This is a genomic window from Cloacibacterium sp. TD35 (genome assembly GCF_028864635.1).
Lineage (GTDB): Bacteria > Bacteroidota > Bacteroidia > Flavobacteriales > Weeksellaceae > Cloacibacterium.
The window spans coordinates 51,869-72,246 of the sequence record NZ_CP104850.1; the positions used below are offsets into that span (position 1 = coordinate 51,869).

At 35.2% G+C, this 20,378-nt stretch carries 19 protein-coding genes; 11 read left to right on the top strand and 8 right to left on the bottom strand.

All coding sequences use genetic code 11. The features are described from left to right. Positions 1 to 19 precede the first annotated feature (19 nt). From gldB to N7277_RS00230, 7 genes are all read left to right on the top strand, one after another. The gene (gene gldB, locus N7277_RS00200; protein WP_274779783.1) at positions 20 to 1,000 is read left to right on the top strand and encodes a gliding motility lipoprotein GldB; all 981 of its coding nucleotides are present in this window, start codon (positions 20 to 22) and stop codon (positions 998 to 1,000) included. 86 nt (positions 1,001 to 1,086) lie between these two features. Beyond that, on the top strand, positions 1,087 to 1,410 hold the full coding sequence (gene gldC, locus N7277_RS00205) for a gliding motility protein GldC (RefSeq protein ID WP_069797807.1): 324 nt from the start codon (positions 1,087 to 1,089) through the stop codon (positions 1,408 to 1,410). Positions 1,411 to 1,420: 10 nt separating this feature from the next. Beyond that, the gene (locus tag N7277_RS00210; RefSeq protein WP_274779784.1) at positions 1,421 to 2,560 is read left to right on the top strand and encodes a trans-sulfuration enzyme family protein; all 1,140 of its coding nucleotides are present in this window, start codon (positions 1,421 to 1,423) and stop codon (positions 2,558 to 2,560) included. A gap of 6 nt (positions 2,561 to 2,566) precedes the next feature. After that, on the top strand, positions 2,567 to 3,013 hold the full coding sequence (locus N7277_RS00215; protein ID WP_274779785.1) for a GNAT family N-acetyltransferase: 447 nt from the start codon (positions 2,567 to 2,569) through the stop codon (positions 3,011 to 3,013). A 19-nt stretch (positions 3,014 to 3,032) separates the two neighbouring features. Continuing rightward, the gene (locus N7277_RS00220) at positions 3,033 to 3,536 is read left to right on the top strand and encodes a DinB family protein (protein ID WP_274779786.1); all 504 of its coding nucleotides are present in this window, start codon (positions 3,033 to 3,035) and stop codon (positions 3,534 to 3,536) included. Positions 3,537 to 3,546: 10 nt separating this feature from the next. Then, complete coding sequence (locus N7277_RS00225) at positions 3,547 to 4,095, top strand: L-threonylcarbamoyladenylate synthase (protein ID WP_069797817.1); 549 nt, start codon at positions 3,547 to 3,549, stop codon at positions 4,093 to 4,095. Between the two features lie 124 nt (positions 4,096 to 4,219). After that, complete coding sequence (locus N7277_RS00230) at positions 4,220 to 5,638, top strand: CCA tRNA nucleotidyltransferase (RefSeq protein ID WP_274779787.1); 1,419 nt, start codon at positions 4,220 to 4,222, stop codon at positions 5,636 to 5,638. Between the two features lie 34 nt (positions 5,639 to 5,672). On the opposite strand, the gene hemL is transcribed toward N7277_RS00230, so the two are convergent. The 4 genes from hemL to N7277_RS00250 are packed head-to-tail and all read right to left on the bottom strand — an operon-like array spanning position 5,673 to position 9,316. Next, the gene (gene hemL / locus N7277_RS00235) at positions 5,673 to 6,971 is read right to left on the bottom strand and encodes a glutamate-1-semialdehyde 2,1-aminomutase (protein ID WP_274779788.1); all 1,299 of its coding nucleotides are present in this window, start codon (positions 6,969 to 6,971) and stop codon (positions 5,673 to 5,675) included. Positions 6,972 to 7,012: 41 nt separating this feature from the next. Beyond that, positions 7,013 to 8,053, bottom strand: coding sequence for a glucosaminidase domain-containing protein (locus N7277_RS00240; RefSeq protein ID WP_274779789.1), 1,041 nt, complete (start codon positions 8,051 to 8,053; stop codon positions 7,013 to 7,015). Continuing rightward, a complete protein-coding gene (locus tag N7277_RS00245; RefSeq protein WP_274779790.1) occupies positions 8,053 to 8,964 on the bottom strand; it encodes a 1-aminocyclopropane-1-carboxylate deaminase/D-cysteine desulfhydrase in 912 nt (303 codons plus the stop codon). The genes N7277_RS00240 and N7277_RS00245 overlap by 1 nt, the downstream gene beginning before the upstream one ends. Positions 8,965 to 8,986: 22 nt before the next feature. After that, positions 8,987 to 9,316, bottom strand: a complete 330-nt coding sequence (locus N7277_RS00250) for a hypothetical protein (RefSeq protein ID WP_274779791.1) — start codon at positions 9,314 to 9,316, stop codon at positions 8,987 to 8,989. Between the two features lie 81 nt (positions 9,317 to 9,397). Here N7277_RS00250 and N7277_RS00255 point away from each other — a divergent pair, with 81 nt between their 5' ends. Both N7277_RS00255 and N7277_RS00260 read left to right on the top strand, forming a co-directional pair. Beyond that, on the top strand, positions 9,398 to 9,589 hold the full coding sequence (locus tag N7277_RS00255) for a DUF5522 domain-containing protein (protein ID WP_274779792.1): 192 nt from the start codon (positions 9,398 to 9,400) through the stop codon (positions 9,587 to 9,589). Between the two features lie 3 nt (positions 9,590 to 9,592). Further along, positions 9,593 to 10,120, top strand: a complete 528-nt coding sequence (locus tag N7277_RS00260) for a DUF4136 domain-containing protein (RefSeq protein WP_274779793.1) — start codon at positions 9,593 to 9,595, stop codon at positions 10,118 to 10,120. Positions 10,121 to 10,258: 138 nt separating this feature from the next. Here the strand turns inward: N7277_RS00260 and pafA are convergent, their stop codons facing one another. Further along, positions 10,259 to 11,917, bottom strand: a complete 1,659-nt coding sequence (pafA, locus tag N7277_RS00265; protein ID WP_274779794.1) for an alkaline phosphatase PafA — start codon at positions 11,915 to 11,917, stop codon at positions 10,259 to 10,261. 141 nt (positions 11,918 to 12,058) lie between these two features. Continuing rightward, on the bottom strand, positions 12,059 to 12,985 hold the full coding sequence (locus N7277_RS00270) for a malate dehydrogenase (protein WP_274779795.1): 927 nt from the start codon (positions 12,983 to 12,985) through the stop codon (positions 12,059 to 12,061). Positions 12,986 to 13,175: 190 nt separating this feature from the next. Here N7277_RS00270 and epsC point away from each other — a divergent pair, with 190 nt between their 5' ends. Together epsC and cysK are read left to right on the top strand one after the other, a co-directional pair. Further along, positions 13,176 to 14,000 carry a serine O-acetyltransferase EpsC gene (epsC, locus tag N7277_RS00275; RefSeq protein ID WP_274779796.1) on the top strand — a complete coding sequence of 275 codons (825 nt, stop codon included), beginning with the start codon at positions 13,176 to 13,178 and terminating at the stop codon, positions 13,998 to 14,000. Between the two features lie 216 nt (positions 14,001 to 14,216). Continuing rightward, positions 14,217 to 15,152 (top strand): cysteine synthase A, encoded by a 936-nt coding sequence (gene cysK, locus N7277_RS00280; protein WP_274779797.1) that lies wholly within the window; start codon positions 14,217 to 14,219, stop codon positions 15,150 to 15,152. Positions 15,153 to 15,186: 34 nt separating this feature from the next. On the opposite strand, the gene N7277_RS00285 is transcribed toward cysK, so the two are convergent. Together N7277_RS00285 and N7277_RS00290 are read right to left on the bottom strand one after the other, a co-directional pair. After that, positions 15,187 to 16,221, bottom strand: coding sequence for a nucleoid-associated protein (locus tag N7277_RS00285; protein WP_274779798.1), 1,035 nt, complete (start codon positions 16,219 to 16,221; stop codon positions 15,187 to 15,189). A gap of 235 nt (positions 16,222 to 16,456) precedes the next feature. Continuing rightward, positions 16,457 to 20,374: an Ig-like domain-containing protein gene (locus N7277_RS00290; protein WP_274779799.1), complete on the bottom strand. Its 3,918-nt coding sequence runs from the start codon at positions 20,372 to 20,374 to the stop codon at positions 16,457 to 16,459. Positions 20,375 to 20,378 lie beyond the last annotated feature (4 nt).

Below are 20,378 nucleotides of genomic sequence, written 5' to 3' on the forward strand. Positions count from 1 at the left end.
TGGTCAAATGTTTTAACCAATGAAAAAATATATAGCATATTCTCTTCTTTGCAGCTTCTTATTAATTCTTTTTTCTTGTAATAAAGAAGCAGAAAAACGCTGGAAAGTAGAAATCAAAAACACTGAACCTGTAAAAGTTATTGATATTTCTTCTGCTTTTTACAATGACAAAATTCCGTTTCAGAATTTCAAAAAAGATTTTGGTTTTTTCTTAGCGCCACAAGTTTCAGATGCTACTTACGAAAAAAAACGTGCAGACACCATCGAAAAAAGAATATATAAAGACGCCTTAAATAAAAATAATCTAGCGAATTTAGAAAAACAATTGGCTACACTTTTTGCTCATATAAAATACTATTTCCCTGAATTTCAAAACCCACAAGTTTACGTATTCTCTTCGGCTACAGAATTGTATGAAGAACCTATTTTGTATGTCCCAAATGAAGGTGTACTTTTCATAGATTTATCTGCATTTTTAGGAGAAAAATCTGAGTTTTATGAAGGGATAGATGTTTACATGAGAAAAGAAATGACGCCTCAAAATGTTTTGCCAAAAGTAGCAGAAACCATAGCTGCAGATTATGTTCCTGCAACTCCAGACCATAATAAATTTTTGGATAAAATCATCAATTTTGGAAAGTTAATGACCTTACAAGACGCTTTTCTTCCTGAAACGATGGATCAATTCAAAATGCATTATTCTAAAGACCAACAATCTTGGGCGATTTCAAATGAAGAAAATATTTGGAATTATTTTGTAGAAAATGATTTGCTTTTCAGCGATGACAATAGATTAGATGAAAGATTTTTGGCAAAAGCACCTTTTTCTAAATTTTACACCGAAGTAGACCCAAAATCTTCTCCTAGAGTAGGTGCTTTTATCGGTTGGCAAATTTGCAGACAATATTTAGAAAACAATCCAGCGGTAACTTTGCAAAAATTCCTACATTTACCTGCAACAGAGATTTTTAACAAAAGTAATTATAAACCTAAAAATTAATTCGTGAAATCGAAAATTTGTTGAGTTGTAAAATCGTTTTTTTAGATTTCAACTTTGCAATTTTACGATTTTACAACTTTACGAAAATGAGACAAACACAGATAACAATTAACGTAGAATTAGACGAAAATCACGTTCCAGAAAAAATGACTTGGAATGCTCAAGATGGTGGTGTCGAAAATCAAGAAACCAAAGCCACCATGATTTCAGTTTGGGACGAAAAGGCGATGGAAGCATTACGTATCGATTTATGGACTAAAGATATGCCTGTAGATCAAATGAAAATGTTCCTACATCAGATTTTCGTTTCTCTAGGACACACCTACCAAAGAGCAACTGGCGAAGATGATGTAGCCGAAAAAATTCAAGAATTTGCGGAAGATTTCGCTTTTATGAGTAAGATAAAATAATTAGTTCAAAATGAAATTCAATACCAAAGTAATACATGGTGGTCAACACCACGAAAAAGTAACAGGTTCTGTAAATGTTCCTGTATTTCTCACTTCTACCTTTGCACAATCTTCACCTGGTCAGCATTCTGGTTACGAATATTCTAGAGCGGCAAATCCTACCAGACAAGCGTTAGAAGACGCACTGGCTTCTATAGAAAATGGAGCTCGAGGTTTAGCTTTTGGTTCTGGTTTAGCAGCCATTGACTGCGTTTTGAAATTGTTGAACCCTGGAGACGAAATCATCGCTGTAGACGATTTATACGGTGGAAGCTACAGAATGTTTATCAGACTTTTTGAGAAATATCAACTGAAATTTCACTTTGTAAATCTTGAGAATCCTGAAAATATTCTTCCATTAATTAACGAAAAAACCAAATTGGTTTGGCTAGAAACTCCAACCAATCCATTAATGAAATTGGTTGACATTCAAAAAGTTGCAGAACTTATCAAAGGAAAAGATATTCTTTTAGCGGTTGATAATACTTTCGCAACGCCTTATATTCAGACGCCTTTAGATTTAGGTGCAGATATTGTGATGCACTCTGCTACCAAATATTTAGGTGGACATTCTGATGTCATTGCAGGAGCGTTAATTGCTAAAACACCAGAATTAGGAGAAAAATTACATTTCATTCAGTTTGCAAGTGGCGGAATTTTAGGACCTCACGACTCTTATTTGGTTTTGAGAGGTATTAAAACTTTGGCTTTAAGAGTTCAGAGACATTCTGAAAACGGACAAAAAATTGCTGAATATTTACAAAATCATCCAAAAGTGGACAAAGTCTTTTATCCTAATTTAGCGAACAATCCTAAGTTAGAATTGGCAAAAAAACAAATGAAAACTTTCGGAGGAATGATTTCTTTCACCTTTAAATCTGGCAAAAAAGAAGATTCTATCAAATTTTTAGAAAAATTAAAGGTGTTTACTTTGGCAGAAAGCTTAGGCGGTGTAGAATCTTTAGCGAACCATCCTGCTTTAATGACTCACGCTTCTATTCCTGCAGAAAAACGTGCAGAATTAGGCATTACCGATGATTTGGTAAGACTTAGCTGCGGTATCGAAGATGCCGAAGATTTAATCGCTGATTTAGAACAAGCTTTTAACTAAAAATCTATGTTGACGAGAAAAACCATCTTAGAAGATTTACCTCAACTGTCGAATTTATTTGACCAATACAGAACTTGGTATCATAAGGAAAGTGATATTGAAGGTGCTAAAAATTTTCTAAAAGAAAGATTAAAAAACCAAGATTCTGAAATTTTTGTAGCAGAAGAAAACGGAATTTTGACTGGTTTTTCTCAATTATACCCATTGTTTTCTTCTACAAGAATGAAAAGATATTGGCTTTTGAATGATTTATTCGTCAACGAAAATCACAGAGGGAAAGGTCATTCTAAAGCATTAATAGAAAGAGCAAAAGAATTATGTATCGCAACAAACGCTTGCGGAATTCTTTTAGAAACCGATAAAACCAACGAAATTGGCAACCAACTTTATCCAAGTTGTGGTTTTGAGCATTATAATCACGCCAATTTTTATGAGTGGACCAATCCATCTTAACCAAAATTAAAACTTAGTTATGACTGAATTTCAAAAATATATTCAAAGATATTTAGACCAAATTCCAACAGAAAATTGGTTGGAAGAAATGATTAATTCTGGGGCAGACACAATTCAGATTTTTTCTGGTTTAAACAATGAAAAATCACTTTTTGCATACGCAGAAGGAAAATGGACGCTCAAGGAATTACTTCTTCATTTAATAGACACCGAAAAAATTTTCCAATACAGAGCACTTCGTTTTGCCAGAAAAGACCAAACCGAATTGTCTGGTTTTGATGAAAATCTTTTTGTAGAGAATTCTTTTGCTAACGATAGAACTTTGGTAAGTTTGTTAGAAGAGTTCAGAATTGTGAGACAAACGTCTATCATTTTCTTCGAAAATTTACAAAATGTAGCACTTACCAACACGGGGAAAGCTAATGGAAACGAAATTTCTGTAGAAACCATCGGAAGATTAATCGTGGGACACAATTTCCATCATTTAAAAATAATTGAGGAAAGATATTTACCGAATTTATAATATATAAATCATGGAAAAGGCATTAGAAATATTAAAAAACGGAGGCGTTATACTCTATCCTACAGATACGATTTGGGGAATTGGTTGTGATGCAACCAATGTAGAAGCCATCAACAAAATTTTTGAAATCAAAAAGCGTGAGAAAACCAAATCCATGATAATTTTGGTGGAAAACGAACGCAGATTACAAGATTTAGTAGACGTTCCAGAAATGGCTTGGCAAATTATTGATTTGTCTGAAAAACCTGTCACCATCGTTTATGAAAATCCTAAAAATCTACCGAAAGAAATTTTGGCAGAAGACGGAAGCATAGGCATTAGACTGGTGAAAGATGATTTTTGCAAAAAATTGATTTCTAAACTCAATAAACCTTTGGTTTCTACTTCTGCCAATTTTAGCGGAGACAAATCACCATTGAAATTCTCTGACATTTCGCAAGAACTCATTGATGCGGTAGATTATGCAGTAGAAGAAAACAGAGAAAGCGTTTCTAAATATTCTGGTTCTTCAGTGATAAAAGTTTGGAGCGATGGAAGAGTGAAAGTTTTAAGGGAATAATTAAGGTTTTATCAATTTTATAATTAATCTTATCTTTGCAAAAAATTAATTTCTCGCAGATTTAGCAGAAACCGCAGATTAAACCTGCAAAATCGGCTCAATCTGCGAGAGTTTTTATACAAAAATGAAAATCAATTTAACCCAAAATAAAAATTTCAAACTTTTTAAAATCATTTCTAAAGTCGCACAAGAAAACAACCAAACGGTCTATATTGTTGGCGGTTACGTTCGTGATTTATTGATGCAAAGAAAAGCACCAACAGACATCGATTTTGTAACCGAACAAAGCGGAATAGAACTCGCAAAAGCGGTAGGAAAAGAACTCGGAGATTTGAAAGTTTCTGTGTTCAAAACTTACGGAACTGCGATGATTAAATACCAAGACTTGGATTTAGAATTTGTAGGTGCCAGAAAAGAAAGCTATTCCGAAGATTCTAGAAAACCGGCGGTAGAAACAGGAACTTTGGAAGACGACCAAAAACGCAGAGATTTTACCGTAAATGCATTGGCAATTTCTCTCAATGCAGAAAATTTTGGAGAACTGATTGATCCTTTTAACGGAAGAGAAGATATGCAGAACAAAATTCTGCGAACGCCTCTAGAACCAGCTCAAACGTATTCAGACGACCCGCTCAGAATGATGAGAGCCATTAGATTTGCATCGGTTTTACATTTTAATATTGAAGAAAATTCCCTAGAAGCCATCAAACAAGAAGCAGAACGCATCAAAATTGTTTCGATGGAACGCATTATGGTGGAATTCAACAAAATTATGTTAAGCGAAAAACCTTCGGTTGGTTTAAAATTGATGGAAGAAACCACCCTTTTAGAAAAAATTATTCCTGAATTAACTTCACTCAGAGGAATAGAAGAAGTGGAAGGACAATCGCACAAAGATAATTTTTGGCACACTTTGGAAGTAGTAGACAATATCTCTAAAAACACTGATAATCTTTGGTTAAGATGGGCTGCTTTATTGCACGACATCGGAAAAGCACCGACTAAAAAATTTGTAGAAAAAGTAGGTTGGACTTTCCACGGACACGAATTTCTAGGTTCTAAAATGGTGAAAAACCTTTTCACGAGATTAAAATTACCATTAGGACATGATATGAAATATGTGCAGAAAATGGTAAAACTTTCATCCAGACCTATAGCTTTGATTGACGATGGAACTTCTGATTCTGCCTTGAGAAGATTGCTTTTTGATGCTGGTGAAGATTTAGAAGATCTGTTTACGCTTTGTAAAGCAGACATCACTACTAAAAACGCTTCAAAACAAGAAAAATTCAAGAAAAATTTTGAATATGTAGCGAAGAAAATAAAGGAAGTGGAAGAAAAAGACCACGTTAGAAATTTTCAACCACCCATTTCTGGAGAAGAAATTATGGAAATGTTCCTGTTGAAACCTGGTCGTGAAATTGGAATTTTGAAAGAAAAAGTAAAAGAGGCCATTTTAGAGGGCATCATTGCAAATGATAAAGACGAAGCCAGAAATTTCATCATTAAAGAAGCGAAACTTTTAGGATTAGAAATGAATTAAAAAAATATCCCTCAAAAATTTGAGGGATTTTATTTTAGTCTGATATTTTGTCTAAATAATCAAAATTTCTAACCGCTTCTAGCGTTTTATCAATTTCGGTGTCATTAATAGAATCAGAGATAAACCACGTTTCGTAACCACTTGGCGGAAGATAAATTCCCTGAGCCAACAATTGGTGGAAGAAATTATTGAAAAGTGAATGGTTAGAATCTGCAGCTTCCTCAAAATTTGAAACCCTATTCGTATGGAAGAAAATACTCATCATACTTCCTTTTCTGTTGATTTTATGGGCAATTCCTTTTTCATTAAGAATTTTACCAATTTCAAAATCTAGCGTTTCTGTGGCCTTATTTAGCTTTTCGTAAAAATTAGGATTGTTTTTGATGAGTTGAAGCGTAGTTAAACCCGCTCTCATTGCTAGAGGATTTCCACTGAGCGTTCCTGCTTGATAAACATCTCCTCTTGGCGAAAGTTTATTCATAATTTCGTTTCTTGCAGCAAAAGCTCCAACTGGCATTCCACCACCAATTACTTTTCCGTAAGTCACGATATCTGCTTTTACATTGTACAATTCTTGCGCGCCACCAAAAGCCAAACGGAAACCTGTCATTACTTCATCAAAAATCAATAAAGCACCGTTTTCATCACAAACTTTTCTTAGATTTTGAAGAAAATTATTTTCTGGCAAAACACAACCCATGTTTCCAGCAACCGGTTCTACAATAATCGCAGCAATTTCACCTTGATTATGACGGAACAAATCCTGTACTTGTTCTATATCATTGTATTTTGCTAAAAGTGTGTCTTTTGCAGTTCCAGAAGTTACGCCTGGAGAATTAGGATTCCCGAAAGTTGCCGCTCCACTTCCTGCTTTAATCAAAAATGAATCTGAATGACCATGATAGCAACCTTCAAATTTGATAATTTTTTCTCTTCCTGTATAACCTCTTGCTAAACGAATTGCGCTCATACAAGCTTCCGTACCCGAAGAAACCATTCTGATTTGGTCAATATTCGGAACATTTTCGATGATGAATTTTGCAATTTGTGTTTCTAATTCCGTAGGCGCACCAAAAGAAAAACCTTTTTCTGCTTGTAATTTCACCGCTTCTACTACCTCATCATGAGCGTGACCTACAATTGCCGGCCCCCAAGAATTAATGTAATCTACATATGTTCTATTATCTTCATCCGTTAAATAAGCACCTTTCGCAGATTTCAAAAAAACAGGAACTCCTCCTACAGATTTGAAAGCACGAACTGGCGAATTAACACCTCCTGGAATATATTTGTACGCTTCTTCGAAGAGAGCTGAACTTCTTTGGTATAACATTTTTTGAAAGTTATGATTTATAAATTATGAGTTAAATAATATTATCTAGGTTTTCTATTTTTAAGATAAATAAGTTGACCTTCTTTTACTTTATCTCCATATTCCATGCGATTTCTGTCATAAAGTTTATCGAGTCTTATTGCAAATTTCTGAGCGATAGAATACATATTATCTCCTTTTTCGGCACGATATGTTTCCACACTTCCTACAGAATTTTTCTTTTCGAGGAAGAGAATTTGTCCTTCTTTTAAAGTCTGAGAAGAAAGCTCGTTCCATTTCATTAATTTAGAAGTAGATACTCCGTATTTTTTAGAAATATCATGCAAACTAACTTCTGATGCATCATCATAATCTGGTTCAACTGGAATCACGATGTATTTCAAAGCTTCATTAGGATGTGCTTTCATCAAAACCGACAATAAAACTTCTTCTTTAGTCAATTTTACAGGTTCTGGAGCATCTATTACCACTTTTGGAGCTTCTTCTTTTGTAGGACTTGGCAAATTTTTCGCTAAAAACTCTTTATCATTCGCCAAATCAGGATACAATGCCAAAAGCTTTTCAGTGACTTGTTCTTTTTTGATATAATCAAATTCAAAAAGTTTATATTTCTGAATTTTATCAATCAAAATATAAGCATATCTAGGATTGGTCGCATAACCCGCTTTTTTCAAACCATGGGCCCAACCGTTATAATCTTTAGGATCTAAAAGAAATAAATTTTTGTAAAAAGGACGATTTACCAAGAACAAAGAATGATCTCTGTATGATTCTCTAGGATCTTCATATACTCTGAAACATTCATTAGGAGCATCATCAGTATGACTCATGGTTTTTCCCATCCAGTTTTCTTTACACTTAATCCCAAAGTGATTTTTCCCTTCTTGTGCCAATCTAGACTGGCCACCACCTGTTTCTAAAAGTCCTTGCGCCAAAGTAATAGAAGCTGGAATATTGTATAATTCCATTTCTTCTACAGCATATTGTGCAAATCGCTGAATGTACTGGTCTTCTGTTTTCCAAGTTTGGGCTTGGTAACTATTTGCAATAATTAATATGAATACTGAAAAAAATTTCTTCATTAACTTTCTATTATGATTGTAGGTCTATTTTTCTTTTTCAACATTTCGTTTGCGCCTTTTATTCCTTGCAAACCTCCTGTATGAAAAGCTAAAATCTTGCTATCTTCTGGGAAATAATCTTCTTCTATGAGTTCAAAAATCGTCCTGAGCATTTTCCCAGTGTAAACAGGCTCTAAAATAATGCCAAAATCTTGATAAAATTTATTTATAAAACGAATATTTTCGTCTGTTATTTTGCCAAAACCGCCATCAGAAGCATCAAAAATGGTGAAATTTTGTCTTTTAGAAAAATTTAAAATCCTTTTTTCTAAAGATTCATCTTTTACCGCTTTGAAACCTAACACTTTTTGATGTTCTTTAGCAAATTTAGAAATTCCTGAAATGGTTCCTCCTGTTCCTATAGCACTGCAAAGATAGCCAAAATCTTGAGTTTCTTCATTGAGCATAAACTGAATTCCCTCCACCGCATTTTCATTGGTTCCTCCTTCTGGAACCACCAAACTGTTAGGAAATTCTTCTTGAAGGTTTTTCATCAAAGTTTCCTTGTCTCTATAAGCTTCTCTAGTCACAAATCTGAAAGTCATTCCGTTTTTGTGCGCTAAAGAAAGAGTGGGATTTTCTTGCCAAGAGTTTTCTAATTCATCTCCTCTGATAATTCCTAGAGTTTCGATGCCAAATTCTTTTCCCAAAGCTGCCGCTGCTGCAATATGATTAGAAAAGGCACCTCCGAAAGTGATGATTTTTCTTTCTGAAACTTCTTTTTCTAAATATTTTTTGACATTGTAAAACATTTTCCAATATTTATTTCCTGAAATTTCGGGATGGGTAAGGTCTTCTCTTTTGATGAAAAGTCTTACTTTTTTTCCGATAGGAATTTCTATAATTGAAATTTTATGCTCGGGTAAATTCATGTTTTTATGTTTTCATTAAAAATCACACTCTGTACTTCCAAAAGCTCCAAATTTTTCTGATTTCGAGGTAGTTTAAATCTTCTTCCATAGCGTAAGCTTCTCTTTCTAAACTGATATTTCGGTAAGCCAAATGTTTGTCTTTTAACTTAAAACACCAATAGTAATATTCTACTACATACCATAAATAAAAGAAAATAATGAGGAGTTCTAATTGCTGACGAATGTGTATTTTTTCATGATTAATGAGTATTTTATTTTCCTTAAACGCAGATTCACGAAGAAAAATGAACGGAAAAATGGTAATTCCGTTGATTCTAGTCTTTCGGAGAAGGCGTAAACTGAAAATAATCATAGAACAAAGATAAGAAAAGTTAAAAGGAGCAATTAACACAATGATTTAAAATTATGATTGAATTTTTTGTAATTTTATGGAATGAAATTTGATAAAGAATTAGTAGAAGGCGAAGATTTTTATTATAATGAATTAGGTTACAAAGTTTTCACCGAAAGATACCACTTAAGACGCGGTTACTGCTGTAAAAGTGGTTGCAAGCATTGTCCTTATGGTTATGATAAAAAGACTGATTCTTTTAAAAAAATTGAGAAAAAACCACATAAATCATAAAAAATGAAAAAATATTTTTTCCTTTTGTTAGCTTCAGCAGCACTTTTTGTTACGTCTTGTTCACCATTTAATGTGAGAACAGATTATGCTGAAACTGCCAATTTTAGTTCTTATAAAACGTATCAGTTTAGAGTAGATGATTTAAAACTGAATGATTTAGACAAAGACCGTGTTTTAAACGAAGTAGCTAAAAACCTACAAATGAAAGGTTTATCAGCATCTCAAACTCCTGATTTAGTTGTAAACTTGAAAGCTTCTCATAAAAAAGTAGAAAATACCAGAATTGAGCCTAGTTTCGGAATGTACGGTTGGGGAAGACCTTTTGGATGGGGAGTTGGAATGAGCAGAGCTTGGACTACCGACTACAACAGAGGAAGTTTGATTATTGACATCGTAGATGCTAAAACTGGAAAATTAGTTTGGCAAGGTGTAGGAAGCGGAATCAATGTAGATTCTCCTAAATCTAAACAAAAACAAATTCCAGCGATTGTAGCAGAGATTATGGCCAATTATCCGCCTGTGAAAAAATAAAAATCCTTTTCACTTTAATATTATTGTTCAAAAACCTACGGCGCGAGCAAAGCTCGCACCGTAGGTTTTTTCTTACTTTAAAACAAAAAAATCGGGAAGTCTTCCCGATTTTATAATATAGTATTAGATGAAAATCTATTATTTTTCTAAAACTTCTGTAATAGGATTTCCTATGTTCCCACTTGGATTTTCAACTTTCAGCATTTGAGCTAGAGTTGGCGCAATATCTGTCATGTGATATGGTTTTGCACTTTGTCCATTTTTAACTTTCCAACCCATAAAAATTAATGGAATGTGGGCATCGTATGAATTCCAAACGCTATGAGTAGTTCCTCTTTTAGCATAAGTCGGCAACATGCTGTCATGCGTAATGATTTGAATATCACCACTTCTTTGCCAGTTATAACCATTAATAATTCTGGTTTTAATTGGTTCTGGAATTGCTGCTTCTGCTACTTCTTCTAAATCTACAGCGTACAATACTCTTTTATCTTTATTCAGCAAACCAAGAATGGTTTTCTTTACCTCATCTGTTTCTAATCCTTTTTCCTTGATAACATTTTGATTAAGATAAACTTGGTAATTATCAATTCCTAAAATCAATTTACTTCCTGCATATTTTTTTTCAAGTTCTTCACTAATACTTTTTTCTAAACCTTCATCAAAGAAACCTGTTGCCATTTTATTGGCTTGCATATAACCTTCTGAATGCGCAGCACCGTGATCAGCAGACAAGAATACTAAATAGTTTCCTTTTCCTACTTTTTTATCTAATTGCTGGAAAAATGCTTCTAAATCCTTGTCTAATCTTAAATAAGTGTCTTCTATTTCTATAGAATTTGGCCCAAAAGCATGACCTACATAATCTGTAGAAGCGATATTAATTGTTAAGAAATCTGTAATTTGGTCTTCACCCATTCCGTAACCATTGATAGAAGCTTCTGCCATTTTTAGGGTTAAAGAATTCCCAAAAGGCGTTGTTCTAATCACTCCTTTTTTAGCATCATAATCTTTTGCTAAATTTTCATAAGGAAAAGTAGGTGTTTTAGCACTTCCTAAAAGGCTTTCCCAAGCTACATTATCTGCCGTACTTTCGAAATATTCTGAAATAGGAAGTAATGTTTTCCAACCATTTGCAACTAGTTTTTTACCGTTTTCTTCTTTGTTAAATTCATTCAACCACTGTGGCAATTCTTTCAAATAATAATCAGAAGTAATGAAATTCCCTGTGGTTTCATCAAACCAAAAAGCCGCAGTAGGATTATGACCCGCTGGTAAAATAGAAGCTCTGTCTTTTAATGAAACGCCAACTACTTTTGAACGGAAGTTAGTTGCAATTCCTAACTGGTCTGTAATGGTAGTACTCCAAAGATTTCTAGGAGAATGCTGACCTATTTTTTTAGCTTCTGTTCCTACAGCATTTACCGTTTCATCTGTAGTACAGTAAACATTTTTGCCCGTTTCTTTATCGGTCCAGTCGTTTCCCGCAATTCCGTGAATTGATGGTACAGAACCTGTATAAATAGAGGTATGACCTAATGCAGTAACCGTAGGAATATAATCAATCATCACATTATTAAAACTGTAGCCTTCATTTAATAATCTTTTGAAACCACCGTTTCCATATTTTGCTTGATATTTATACAAGAAATCCCAACGCATCTGGTCTACCACAATTCCTACCACCAATTTTGGTCTTTCTACTCCATCATTGTATTGAGTATTTTTATTTTTTTGTGCATCTACAGATAACAAAGCCAATGTTACTAATGCAAGAGTGCTAATTTTTCTAAGCATTTTTCTAGAAATTTTAATTTAGGCAAATTTAAAGGTTTTTATGATAGCCGAAGTTTAATTTTACATTAAAAATTAAACCCTGTCACCTAACAAAAAACGCACCTAAAAGATGCGTTTTATTTATTTTATAAAAGGAGTTTTTTAGAATTTTAAATCTCCGTTTACTTCTCTTACCGCTGCTGCTGCAGTTGCAAACTTTTCTTTTTCTGCTTCAGTCAATTCGATTTCTACGATTTTTTCTACTCCATTTTTTCCGATAATCGCAGGAACACCTAAACAAATATCAGACTGACCGTATTCTCCGTCTAACATAAGTGAACAAGGAATCATTTTCTTTTGGTCACATGCAATTGCCTGAACCATTACAGAAACTGCTGCACCTGGTGCATACCAAGCTGAAGTTCCTAATAATTTAGTTAATGTAGCTCCACCTACTTTAGTTTCTTCTACTACATACGCTTGTTGTTCTTCTGACAAGAAAGAAGTTACAGGAACACCGTTTCTAGTTGCTTTAGATAATAAAGGAAGCATACCAGTATCTGAGTGTGCTGCAATTACCATTCCGTCTACATCAGAAATTGGAGCTTCTAAAGCTTCTGCTAATCTATATTTGAAACGTGCTGAGTCTAGAGCACCTCCCATTCCAATGATTTTATTTTTTGGTAAACCAGAAGTTTTGTGAACTAAGTAAGCCATAGTATCCATAGGGTTAGAAACCACGATGATGGTTACATTAGGAGAATATTTTACTAAGTTAGCAGTTACATCTTTTACAATTCCTGCATTGATACCGATTAACTCTTCTCTAGTCATTCCAGGTTTTCTAGGAATACCAGAAGTGATTACCGCTACATCTGAACCAGCAGTTTTACTATAATCACCAGTAGTTCCCGTAATTTTAGTATCAAAACCATTCAAAGAAGCAGTCTGCATTAAATCCATTGCTTTACCTTCAGCAAAACCTTCTTTAATGTCTACTAAAACTACTTCTGAACAGAAGTTTTTCATGGCGATATATTCTGCGCAAGATGCACCTACAGCTCCTGCTCCAACTACAGTTACTTTCATTTTTTTTATTTTTTTAAAGTTTAAAATTAAGTTGCTCAAATTTAATGATTATTTGAGGATTAGACAATTTTCTTGATATGAATTACATCCTAATTTTAAAATTTTTCAATCGTGTAAATAGATGTAAAAATTACCATAAATCAAGGACAAAAACAGAGACATTGCTTACCTTTGTTTTAAATTTTGAAGGATGGAAAATTTTTTGAAGCATTTACAAGACGGATATTCTAACAGAAAATATGATTTAGATAAAAAGAAAATCGAAACCTTTATCGATGATTTTTTCAGATTCGTATTTTTCCTAGAGCTTCAAAGATGTGCTTCAGAAAATGAAATCGCCCATCGATTACAACAATTTAAAATAGATTTTATCAAGATTCTGTATTCTGTTTTTGATGACAAAGAAAAAGCCATAGAATGTGGAGAGTATTTTTTTACCAAATTCCCAGAAATCTATAAAACTTTAGAACAAGACGCTGCATTTGCCCTAGAAAATGACCCTGCTGCAACCTCTGTAGAAGAAGTTACTTTTTCCTATCCTGGTTTTTATACGATTGCAATTTACAGATTGGCTCATGAATTGCAACTCAAAAAAATTCCGTTGATTCCTAGAATTTGGACAGAGTTGGCGCACAGCAAAACAGGAATAGACATTCATCCTGGTGCTACCATTGGTTCGCCATTTTTTATCGATCATGGTACGGGAATTGTAATAGGTGAAACCTCAGAAATTGGAAATGGTGTCAAAATTTATCAAGGAGTTACTTTGGGAGCGCTTTCTGTTTCTAAAGAAATTGCCAATACCAAGAGACATCCTACCATAGAAAACGGTGTGGTTATTTATGCGAATGCTACCATTTTAGGAGGAGAAACCGTGATTGGCGAGAACAGCATCATCGGTGGTAACGTTTGGATTACAGACAGCCTACCGAAAAATTCGGTGGTTTTTCACAAAGGTCAAGTGACGGTTAGAAATAAATTTCCGGGTAATGAACCGATAAATTATTTTATCTAGTGATGGATGATGGATGCTAGATGATGGAAGTTTAATGTGAAATAAAAACTGAACTTAATTAAAATTACGAAACTTGCTGCCCGACTTGAACGGAGCTCTTTTTAAAATTTTTTTGGTTCTCTCCTTTAGGAGAGTTAGTGAGGAAAAAATTTAAAAAAAGCGGGAGTGGAAGGCGGAAAAGCTGCCCAAATAAATAATATTTAAAATTTAAAAAATATGAAAGTTAATAATGTACTAGAAGTGATTGGCAACACTCCTTTGATAAAGTTAAATAAGATTTTCGGGAGTGATGTAGAAGTGTGGATGAAACTAGAACGCCACAATCCTGGTGGAAGCATAAAAGACAGAATTGCTCTTGCGATGATAGAAACGGCGGAAAAAGAAGGAAAAATTAATAAAGACACCTTGATTATAGAACCTACTTCGGGAAACACAGGTGTAGGTTTGGCAATGGTTTGTGCGGTAAAAGGCTATAAATTAGTGCTGGTAATGCCAGAATCTATGTCTGTAGAACGTAGAAAACTCATGTCTGCGTATGGCGCTGAATTTGTTTTAACACCTAGAGAATTAGGAACCAATGGTGCGGTGAAAAAAGCTTACGAACTGGCTTCAACGATTGAAAATTCATGGATTCCACAGCAATTTGAAAATGATGCGAATCCAGAAATTCATAAAAATACCACTGCTCAAGAAATTTTGGCAGATTTTCCAGAAGGATTTGACTACGTGATTACAGGTGTAGGAACTGGCGGCCATATTACGGGCGTAACAGAAGTTCTGAAAGAAAAATTCCCGAATCTGAAAAGTTATGCCGTAGAACCTACAGATTCACCAGTTTTAAGCGGTGGAAATCCTGGTCCGCATCCTTTGCAAGGAATTGGTGCTGGTTTCGTGCCAAAAGTGTTGAATTCTGAAATTCTGGATGGTGTAATTCAGGTAGAAAAAGCAGAAGCTTACGATTTTGCTAGAAAATTAGCAGCTCAAGAAGGAATTTTAGCAGGGATTTCTACAGGTGCTTCTCTTGCTGCAATTGCTAAGAAATTACCAGAATTACCAAAAGGCGCTAAAGTGTTGACCTTTAATTATGACACTGGCGAAAGATATTGGTCAGTTCCAGATTTGTTTCAAGAAAATGAATCTGAATTGAAATAAATAAAAAACGCTCCAAAAATTTGGAGCGTTTTTTTTAGTTTTCTTCTTCGAAGTACAGCATATAATATTTCCCGTTTTCGTCTTGTCCTTGTTGGATAAGTTTTCGGTCACCGTGAACGTAAATATGGAAGTTTTTATCTAATTTGATAACGCTTTTTAAAATTCTGGCGTTTTTCTTTACAGCCGCATCATTGATGGCAAATTCGTCTGACAAAGCATAATCTCTTTCGTCTTCGTATTGTGTTTTGAAGGCATTGAAACTTTGGATTACTTCTTGGTCTTTCAAAACTTCTCCTGTGAATTCTTCCATCTTAAATTCTTCTTTTTCTTTGAAAAAACTCAACGATTTATTCAAGAAATCTGCTTGGTCTGCTTTGGTGATTTCAAATTCCTGCGGAAGCTGTTTTGTGATGTATTCTTTATATAAATTCAAGGTTTCTTGTGTTTCAAAATACTCATCTTGACGCTGACGAACTTGCAAAAAATCGTCCATCCAATAACTGGTTTCGGCTCTACTCGTTCCATCAATAATAGACATGAGATAGCCTTGTTCTTTGTTGGTATTGTAAATCAAGCAACCTTTGTCAACTTTATTCAGATTGATTCCTTGTAAAGTTTCGAGTTCAAAGTTTTCATTTTTGGTAGAAACTTTTAGGAAAGTGTCTTTGTTTTCGGATTTAAAAAGTCCGACTGCGTCATATCTTTCTCCTTTTACGATGCAATCTTTGAAAAAACAAACGTAGAATTCTCCACCTTTGGTTCTAGGATTGGTAGAATGTTCGTAAAGCAGTTTTGCCAATTTTTTGGACTGGTTTTCTAACAATTCTGGTTGTTCAAAAATCTCTGAAACGTAGGTAAACACTTCGTTGTTTTCGATATTAGAACTATGAAAAAACTCGAAAAAGATTTCGGGTTTAAAGTTTTTAAGGAAATAATCTTTGAGCAATTCTTTCATCTCATCTGTGATGAAAACTTCTGAATCTGAGGTTACCAAAGCTTCCTGATGCGTTTGGTTTCCTACGTAATTGATGCAAAGATGTTCTAGTGTGGTTTCTTCTGTGAAAATCATGCTGCGAAAATAGGGAAATTTACGGAGATTTTTTCGCGGCCCGGCGAAAGCGGAGCTCTTTTTTCTGTCTAAAGTTGGTTTCAAATTTCTAAAAATATTCAAATGTTTACTTCTCTTCGGTTTATTCTGCTCGTTATGACAGAAAAAAAGCGGGAGCTGTAGACGGAAATGCCGCCCAAATAAAAACAAAAAAATCCCGCATTGCTGCGGGACTTTCCATTTTTAAAAATTAGACTTATTTTCTAATGATTAGCTTGATGGTTTTCTCTTGGGTAGAAGTTTTCACTTTTACTAGATATAGACCAGCGGCTAAATTAGAATTGTTAACATGAAGAGAAGCTTTATTATTATTTCTTATTACTTTGCTGCTGAAATCGCCTACTAGCGTTCCTTGAGCATTGTAAATCTGAACTAAAATTTTACCGTCTTTAGGTGTATCAAATCTTAAATTAAATTCACCAGAAGAAGGGTTAGGATAAAGAACTACTTCTTGATTTGTGATTACATCTGGTGTAGATTTAGCTGGAGCAGCCACTTTAGCTACAGGTGCTTGTTTTTCAACAGTAGGACATGGGCAAGATAATAAACCTAGATTTACTTTTCCATTGTCATAATTATTGTTGATGGCATCTACTATTGCATTCAATTGGCTTGCAGAATACATAGACGCTTCGCCTGCGAGAACTTTATTGGCTTCAGCTAGAATTTGATAAACTGTCCAGCCTGCAAATGTTCCAGAGTTTACTATTAAATCTCCTAATTTAGTTGCGCTAGAAGAGAAATTAGCATCCCATTCATCAAATCTTACGCTCAAAGTAAGTGCTACTACTTGACCAGCAAATACGTTTTGATAAGTTTGACCTGGATTAACATAAGAATTTTCTAATGCTCTAGGTGAAGAACCACTTGGTAAGAAATCATCTACGGCTTTAGCAGAAGAAAGTTTAAGATTTCTAAGGGCTGTTCCTACCATTAAACCTGTAGGGAATGCTGCTGCAAAATTAGCATCTCTATAAGCACCCCAGTTTTTACCAGCGGCTTTGGCACCCCAACCTCCTTGAGTAACAGTAGTGAATCCGTCACAAGTTGGTACCTTAACTTCTACATTTTTAGAAATCATACAACCATTGGCGTCTTTTACGGTTACGGTGTAAGAACCTGCTCCTACTGTAATTGTTTGAGTAGTTTCACCATTAGACCAAGAATAAGTATAAGGTGAAGTTCCACCACTTACATTAGCAGTAAGTTGAACTTTGCCATCATAGCAAACTAATTTTTCTGCAATTATGGTAAGCGCTAGAGGTGTAGGTTGAGTAATGGTAATCTCTTTTGAAACTTCGCATCCATTGGCATCTTTTACAGTGTAGGTATAAGTTCCAGTTGATACTTCCCAACTTCCGGTTCCTGTGTATGGTGCGGTTCCTCCATCGGCTGTTACTGTTACGGTTGATTTGCCTCCGTTACATAAGATTGGAGTGTAAGATACTTCCATAGATAGTTTGCTAGGTTCTGAAATCGTGATTTCTTTTGAAACTTCGCATCCATTGGCATCTTTTACTGTGTAGGTATAAGTTCCTGCTAATACATCCCAACTTCCGGTTCCTGTGTATGGTGCGGTTCCTCCGTCAGCTGTTACTGTTACGGTTGATTTGCCTCCGTTACATAAGATTGGAGTGTAAGATACTTCCATAGAGAGTTTGCTAGGTTCTGAAATCGTGATTTCTTTTGAAACTTCGCATCCATTGGCATCTTTTACTGTGTAGGTATAAGTTCCTGCTACTACATCCCAACTTCCGGTTCCTGTGTATGGTGCTGTTCCTCCGTCGGCTGTTACTGTTACGGTTGATTTGCCTCCGTTACATAAGATTGGAGTGTAAGATACTTCCATAGAGAGTTTGCTAGGTTCTGAAATCGTGATTTCTTTTGAAACTTCGCATCCATTGGCATCTTTTACTGTGTAGGTATAAGTTCCTGCTACTACATCCCAACTTCCGGTTCCTGTGTATGGTGCGGTTCCTCCATCGGCTGTTACTGTTACGGTTGATTTGCCTCCGTTACATAAGATTGGAGTGTAAGATACTTCCATAGATAGTTTGCTAGGTTCTGAAATCGTGATTTCTTTTGAAACTTCGCATCCATTGGCATCTTTTACTGTGTAGGTATAAGTTCCTGCTACTACATCCCAACTTCCGGTTCCTGTGTATGGTGCTGTTCCTCCGTCGGCTGTTACTGTTACGGTTGATTTGCCTCCGTTACATAAGATTGGAGTGTAAGATACTTCCATAGAGAGTTTGCTAGGTTCTGAAATCGTGATTTCTTTTGAAACTTCGCATCCATTGGCATCTTTTACTGTGTAGGTATAAGTTCCTGCTACTACATCCCAACTTCCGGTTCCTGTGTATGGTGCGGTTCCTCCATCGGCTGTTACTGTTACGGTTGATTTGCCTCCGTTACATAAGATTGGAGTGTAAGATACTTCCATAGATAGTTTGCTAGGTTCTGAAATCGTGATTTCTTTTGAAACTTCGCATCCATTGGCATCTTTTACTGTGTAGGTATAAGTTCCTGCTACTACATCCCAACTTCCGGTTCCTGTGTATGGTGCGGTTCCTCCGTCAGCTGTTACTGTTACGGTTGATTTGCCTCCGTTACATAAGATTGGAGTGTAAGATACTTCCATAGAGAGTTTGCTAGGTTCTGAAATCGTGATTTCTTTTGAAACTTCGCATCCATTGGCATCTTTTACTGTGTAGGTATAAGTTCCTGCTACTACATCCCAACTTCCGGTTCCTGTGTATGGTGCTGTTCCTCCGTCAGCTGTTACTGTTACGGTTGATTTGCCTCCGTTACATAAGATTGGAGTGTAAGATACTTCCATAGAGAGTTTGCTAGGTTCTGAAATCGTAATTTCTTTTGAAACTTCGCAACCTTTAGAATCAGTTACTACCACACTATAAGTTCCCGCTTTTACAGAAATACTAGAAGTCTTTTCTCCATTACTCCACAAATATGTATATGGAGCAGTTCCAGAAGTCACATTTGCAACTATGGTGGTATTATCTCCATTACATTTAATAGGATCAAAAGATAAGGAAACCTCTGGTTTTGGATTGACAGTTGCCACAACTGGAGTTCTAGCACTTTCACAACCTAATCCATCACTTCTGAAACAAGCAACATAATAGGTAGTTGTTTGACTGATATTTGGAGCATAATTAGAACCAGTAAATAATAAATTACCACCAGTTGGTGCGTCATACCATCTCGTTATAGCATTATCTGCACTTGCACATTCCGCTGAAAGCTGTACAACTCCTGGTCCGCAAATAGAACCCGCGGTTACTTTAGGAGCTTGTGGTTTTCCATTATATTCACCAAATGCAAAATCCTCTAATGCAGCACTTACACTAGCGGAATTTCTTGTTTCCATTAAGAAACTTGCATAACAGGTTTCAATTAATCTATCTAATTTTACATATCCTTCAAAGAATGAACCTGTAGGATATGTATTAGGAGGAGGCGTACCTACTGATGGCACGTTTTTACCTTGATAAGTCCATCCTGGATAGTTTGGCGATTGAACAGATTGTGTATTAACCACTGCCTTACTTGTTCTAGTAACCAAATCTAGTGGACCGTCTGATCCTCCAGAACCTACCCAACGATAAACTCTGATAGTTACTTGACCTCCACCATTCGTAAAATTACTCAAGATAAGCAAATCACCTATGGCATGTGGTGGTGCAAAAGTTCCAGAAGTGGTTCCTACTGGACCAGAGCCATTTTGAAAGAACCAGAAACCAATTTGAGCGTCACCATTAATAGCAGTTCTATCTCCAAAGAAATAGAGCTCATCGCCATTAATTAGCACTGCTCCAGCATTGGTAATATCTCCTTTGTCATTAACTTGACCAATTGACCAGTTCCACAAAGGGGTATCCTCTATGTCTTTAGAGGCATCAAATTTATTGTCATCACTTACGTTTGCACGATCATGAACAAAAGCTTTGACAATGTTTCCATTAAGTGCTGCAGGCCAATCACTTGGATCTCCATCTACCGTAATGGTCTGTGCACCTATAAATACATAAAAAGACGATAGTAAAACTAAAAAGAAACTGAGTCTTTTGAGAAAATAATTTTTTAAACTCATAATA

Excerpts from the sequence above, each read along its gene's own strand:
- gldB (WP_274779783.1), top strand. The coding sequence starts at position 20 with ATGAAAAAATATATAGCATATTCTCTTCTTTGCAGCTTCTTATTAATT.
- gldC (WP_069797807.1), top strand. The coding sequence starts at position 1,087 with ATGAGACAAACACAGATAACAATTAACGTAGAATTAGACGAAAATCAC.
- N7277_RS00210 (WP_274779784.1), top strand. The coding sequence starts at position 1,421 with ATGAAATTCAATACCAAAGTAATACATGGTGGTCAACACCACGAAAAA.
- N7277_RS00215 (WP_274779785.1), top strand. The coding sequence starts at position 2,567 with ATGTTGACGAGAAAAACCATCTTAGAAGATTTACCTCAACTGTCGAAT.
- N7277_RS00220 (WP_274779786.1), top strand. The coding sequence starts at position 3,033 with ATGACTGAATTTCAAAAATATATTCAAAGATATTTAGACCAAATTCCA.
- N7277_RS00225 (WP_069797817.1), top strand. The coding sequence starts at position 3,547 with ATGGAAAAGGCATTAGAAATATTAAAAAACGGAGGCGTTATACTCTAT.
- N7277_RS00230 (WP_274779787.1), top strand. The coding sequence starts at position 4,220 with ATGAAAATCAATTTAACCCAAAATAAAAATTTCAAACTTTTTAAAATC.
- hemL (WP_274779788.1), bottom strand. The coding sequence starts at position 6,971 with ATGTTATACCAAAGAAGTTCAGCTCTCTTCGAAGAAGCGTACAAATAT.
- N7277_RS00240 (WP_274779789.1), bottom strand. The coding sequence starts at position 8,053 with ATGAAGAAATTTTTTTCAGTATTCATATTAATTATTGCAAATAGTTAC.
- N7277_RS00245 (WP_274779790.1), bottom strand. The coding sequence starts at position 8,964 with ATGAATTTACCCGAGCATAAAATTTCAATTATAGAAATTCCTATCGGA.
- N7277_RS00250 (WP_274779791.1), bottom strand. The coding sequence starts at position 9,316 with ATGATTATTTTCAGTTTACGCCTTCTCCGAAAGACTAGAATCAACGGA.
- N7277_RS00255 (WP_274779792.1), top strand. The coding sequence starts at position 9,398 with ATGAAATTTGATAAAGAATTAGTAGAAGGCGAAGATTTTTATTATAAT.
- N7277_RS00260 (WP_274779793.1), top strand. The coding sequence starts at position 9,593 with ATGAAAAAATATTTTTTCCTTTTGTTAGCTTCAGCAGCACTTTTTGTT.
- pafA (WP_274779794.1), bottom strand. The coding sequence starts at position 11,917 with ATGCTTAGAAAAATTAGCACTCTTGCATTAGTAACATTGGCTTTGTTA.
- N7277_RS00270 (WP_274779795.1), bottom strand. The coding sequence starts at position 12,985 with ATGAAAGTAACTGTAGTTGGAGCAGGAGCTGTAGGTGCATCTTGCGCA.
- epsC (WP_274779796.1), top strand. The coding sequence starts at position 13,176 with ATGGAAAATTTTTTGAAGCATTTACAAGACGGATATTCTAACAGAAAA.
- cysK (WP_274779797.1), top strand. The coding sequence starts at position 14,217 with ATGAAAGTTAATAATGTACTAGAAGTGATTGGCAACACTCCTTTGATA.
- N7277_RS00285 (WP_274779798.1), bottom strand. The coding sequence starts at position 16,221 with ATGATTTTCACAGAAGAAACCACACTAGAACATCTTTGCATCAATTAC.
- N7277_RS00290 (WP_274779799.1), bottom strand. The coding sequence starts at position 20,374 with ATGAGTTTAAAAAATTATTTTCTCAAAAGACTCAGTTTCTTTTTAGTT.